At 36.9% G+C, this 3,910-nt stretch carries 4 protein-coding genes and 2 pseudogenes; 1 reads left to right on the top strand and 5 read right to left on the bottom strand.

The window, feature by feature from the left end; all coding sequences use genetic code 11:
* Positions 1-315, bottom strand: a pseudogene (locus V7147_RS22620) (MFS transporter); the annotation flags it as partial.
* Between the two features lie 403 nt (positions 316-718).
* Between V7147_RS22620 and fdhD the strand changes: the two are divergent.
* Positions 719-1,528 carry a formate dehydrogenase accessory sulfurtransferase FdhD gene (gene fdhD, locus V7147_RS22615; protein WP_335370056.1) on the top strand — a complete coding sequence of 270 codons (810 nt, stop codon included), beginning with the start codon at positions 719-721 and terminating at the stop codon, positions 1,526-1,528.
* Between the two features lie 80 nt (positions 1,529-1,608).
* Here the strand turns inward: fdhD and V7147_RS22610 are convergent, their stop codons facing one another.
* The 4 genes and pseudogenes from V7147_RS22610 to V7147_RS22595 all read right to left on the bottom strand — a co-directional run bounded on the left by V7147_RS22610 (position 1,609) and on the right by V7147_RS22595 (position 3,661).
* A complete protein-coding gene (locus V7147_RS22610) occupies positions 1,609-2,058 on the bottom strand; it encodes a CoxG family protein (protein ID WP_335370055.1) in 450 nt (149 codons plus the stop codon).
* A 139-nt stretch (positions 2,059-2,197) separates the two neighbouring features.
* Complete coding sequence (locus V7147_RS22605) at positions 2,198-2,947, bottom strand: Cof-type HAD-IIB family hydrolase (RefSeq protein ID WP_335370054.1); 750 nt, start codon at positions 2,945-2,947, stop codon at positions 2,198-2,200.
* A gap of 68 nt (positions 2,948-3,015) precedes the next feature.
* Positions 3,016-3,561 (bottom strand): annotated as a pseudogene (locus tag V7147_RS22600) (FAD-dependent oxidoreductase); the annotation flags it as partial.
* Positions 3,473-3,661, bottom strand: a complete 189-nt coding sequence (locus tag V7147_RS22595) for a DUF4127 family protein (protein ID WP_335370053.1) — start codon at positions 3,659-3,661, stop codon at positions 3,473-3,475. The pseudogene V7147_RS22600 and the gene V7147_RS22595, both read right to left, overlap by 89 nt.
* Positions 3,662-3,910: the final 249 nt, after the last annotated feature.

Below are 3,910 nucleotides of genomic sequence, written 5' to 3'. Positions count from 1 at the left end.
GAATAAATATAATAATGGCAGTGATTCTAAGGTGATTGCAAGTCCAGAGCCTGTAATTCCGATACCAAAGAAAATGGCAGCAAGAATACCTGATGCACGTGGGCCGTATTTTTCAACGAAATGCCCTAGGAAGGCTGCGGATAATCCTAAGAAAAGAATTGCGATACTAAAGGTCAAGCTAATGTCGGTTAAATCCCAACCAAACTCCGATTGAAGTGGCTTTGTAAATACACTCCATGCGTAAACAGAACCAATCGACAAGTGAATCCCCACTGCTGAGGCTGCAATCAGCCAACGATTTTTTGTCTTTTCCATTTCATCTCTCCTTTATTTTGAAGTTTTGGTGTTCATTTTGCAGTAACCTTTTTAAACAACAAAAAACCGCCAGCAGCCCTATGCCTGATTCAGCATAAAAAGGATGATGACGGTTAATTTCCTTAGCAGGATCGCTACTACAAAATTAACAGTAATCGTTTTCAACATTCCACCTTTGCAGCAGAGACAGGTTCGCTATCCTGTGACAAAAGTGTGTCAATATTGTGAACTATATGTTACGATAGTATCAAAACTAGCAAAATAATACAATAGCTTTTCATGAAATTATTTAGAGTTATGAAAAAATTCATAGTTGTTTTTCCAAAAAAAGTATGATTATATATTAGTAATTAATTAGGGATCAGCATCCATGCTGAGTTTGAATGAAAAGTGAGGTGTATAGATTGTGGATTCTATTACCGTTCGAAAAGGAATTATCAAATTTGAAGGTGGTCAATTAATTGACGAAGAAGATCAGATCGTCGTCGAATTTCCTTTGACCATCATTTTGAACCAACAGGAATTTGCGACTATGGTTTGTACCCCATCAGAGCTAGATGAACTTGTGATTGGCTTTTTGGCTTCGGAAGGTGTTATTCGCTTTCGTGACGAAATTAAGAGTCTCCATATTGACGAAGGCCAAGGTTATGCATATGTTGATACGACCACAGAAGTGACAACAAGCCAGGAATATTATTCAAAGCGTTTTATCGGTTCCTGCTGTGGGAAAGGTAGGCAATTCTACTTTGTAAATGATGCAAAAACGGCAAAAACATCAACATCAACCATTACGCTAACACCAGAAGAATGCATTACTTTAATGAACGAAATGCAGCAAAATAGTATTGTCTTTCAAGATACAGGCGGTGTCCATAACGCTGCACTCTGCACACCAAACGAAATGATTGTGAACCGAACTGATATTGGCAGACATAATGCCCTTGATAAAATATACGGATATTGCATCATGAATAAAATTCCAGTCCGTGATAAGGTGATTGTATTTAGTGGAAGAATTTCTTCAGAGGTCTTGTTAAAGGCCGCAAAAATCGGTGTTGGCATTGTGCTATCAAAGTCAGCACCTACTGATTTAGCGATCAAAATGGCGGAGGAACTCAATATTACTGCAGTTGGCTTTATCCGCGGTGGCAAGCTAAACATCTATTCACATCCGGAGCGTATCGTGCAGGAGTCCTTCGAAAGCCTGATATAATAAGAAGGAGATTAGTAGAGTTTTGTCTACTAATCTCCTTTTTGCGGTTGAGATTTTTGCTATTGGCCATTAAGCTCTTATTACGAATGCTGGAACAATTCCTTTACGTTTTTCATAAACTCTTCTGATTGTTTATTGCTGGACCCCTTCATCAAAAGCTCTCCAACCTTGGCTAATTTGCCTGTCATTTCAAAATCCATTTCATATTCGACTAGTGTTTTATCGGTTTCAATGGTCTTTAGGTTTGCCGTAAGGGTATTTGTAAAAGACCCCGCTAGTGAAACAGGTTTCCCCTTCATTTCAACGACAATTTTTTCATTTTCAATGGACTCTTTTAGCTCCCCTACTCCCTGAATTTTTATAGGGACAAATTGAACCTTCACCTCAACTAATGTTTCATATTTAGTTGGGCTCAATTGTTTAACCTCTTTACAACCTGGGAAACATGGACCCAATTTCATTGGATCCATAAATACGGAATATACACTTGCTCTGTCTGCATGAATGATAAATTGATCAGCCTTTTTCAAAACCCCACTCCTAACGAATTTTTCTAAGATGATGTTACAATTTTATTAGGGTATTTTGAATGTAGAACAACAAGTTGTCTTCAAATATGGAATTTACTTTAGAAAAGATCCTATTAATACCGCATACTTTTACGAGATTTTACTTGTAATCGATTTCGAAAAGGTATTGACATATTGCTTTCGCTACCCCGTCCTTTTCGTTTGAGGAGGTGATCATATCTGCAGCACTCTTGACCTCAACAGCCGCATTTTCCATTGCAACACCTAAACCAACGGAGTTAATTAACTTCAAGTCATTAAAGCTATCCCCGATTGCCATTACACTTTCTAATGCTACATCTAGTAAACTGCAAACCTTACGAATTCCATACTCCTTTGTAATCCCTTTTCTAGAAATCTCAATATTGTTTTCTGCTGACTGTGTAATTTCAAGATAGCCCCAACTTTCTAGTTCAACCTTCAGTTCTTTGATTAAAGACAAATTATCATTTAATAGACCAAATTTCATCCAATTTCCATTTACATATTCATCCTGCCATTCGGGTTTTCTAATTAGTCGGTCTTCAGTAAAGCCCCAAAACCAGGAGCCTGTTTGCGTAGCGAGTTGATGTAGTCTGAGTATGTCTTGAGTAATTAAATAATGTCTTTCAAGTAACTCGTCTGGTGTTTTCCAAATTTCGGCACCATTTAAAAACACCATCGGAGAAGTAAGAGCTAATTCCTTTCTAAACGCTTCTACAGATTGTCGACCTCTACCTGTAGCGATGGAAACAATGACCCCATTCTCAACTGCTTTTTTAATCCAGTATTTAGTTGTTGGAGTAATTTCCTTTTTATCATTTAAAGTGGTACCGTCTAAATCTAAAGCGAGTAAGCGATATGGAAGCAATTAAAAACCCCCTTACAAGTAAATTTGGCCAATTATTAAAATGTACGAAGAACTTACATATTTCATGTCTATTCCTCTTTTTTGTTAGTAATTGCCCCTACGATCCTTGGCCAGTCTAATTCAATTCCATGACTGACTAACATTTGCTGAAATTCTTTTAGCACTTCATGATTATTTCGAACCTCACGAGGTTTTAATCCTCTTTCAAGACAAAAGTTAACAAGATATCCAACCGTTTCGACGATATTCCACTCCACGGGATGTAATCGAAAGCATCCATTCGTTATATGTGTGGTTCCTATGTTTTTGCAAGCAGGTAGAAGATTATTCATCCTAATCGGTAGGAGACTTCCTAGTGGAATTTGAAAAGGATAGCTTGGCACAAAACAAGTTGTGTTTGTAATAACTGTAGGGTGTAAGTCTAAATAATACCAACCGATTCCATCAGAATCAGGGAAATTGGCAATTCCTTCTTCCCCGCGGATTTCAGCACTAACATGCTGCTCGAGTACAGTAAACTCGGCTTTAATTCTTCTCGACTCCCTTATATAAGGAAACTTGGCTAGACCATCCTCGGTTCCGACCATATCCTTTCGTAATCTCAATCCAGGATATACTTGGTACATAAAGGGGAACATCTGCAGCATCAGCTAACTGTTGTGGATATACAAGGTTACACGGTCTCTCATCAAGTGGTAAATATACTATTTTCATATACAAACTCCTTTATTTAAATAGCAATATTTTTAACCTTAGATAATGTTCTTTTACAAATATAGTAATTTATAAAACTAATCATACTAAATGCGCACAAAATAGGTAGAAACTGAATGAATGTACAAATAAAAACAATAATACTTATAAAAAGCAATAAAATGATAGGAGGAGCAGGTCTTGTAATTGATAAATAAAACGAATTTTTAATTAATTCCTTACAAGACATATTAAAGTCCACTAATAATG

The sequence above is a fragment of the Bacillus sp. JJ1521 genome, from assembly GCF_036965165.1.
GTDB lineage: Bacteria > Bacillota > Bacilli > Bacillales > Bacillaceae_L > Ferdinandcohnia.
Note: the sequence above shows the minus strand (reverse complement) of the source record. Positions and strands in the feature narration are given on the sequence as shown.

What these genes read in the sequence shown, in the direction of transcription:
- V7147_RS22595 (WP_335370053.1), bottom strand. Translation starts at nt 3,661, where the DNA reads ATGAAAATAGTATATTTACCACTTGATGAGAGACCGTGTAACCTTGTA.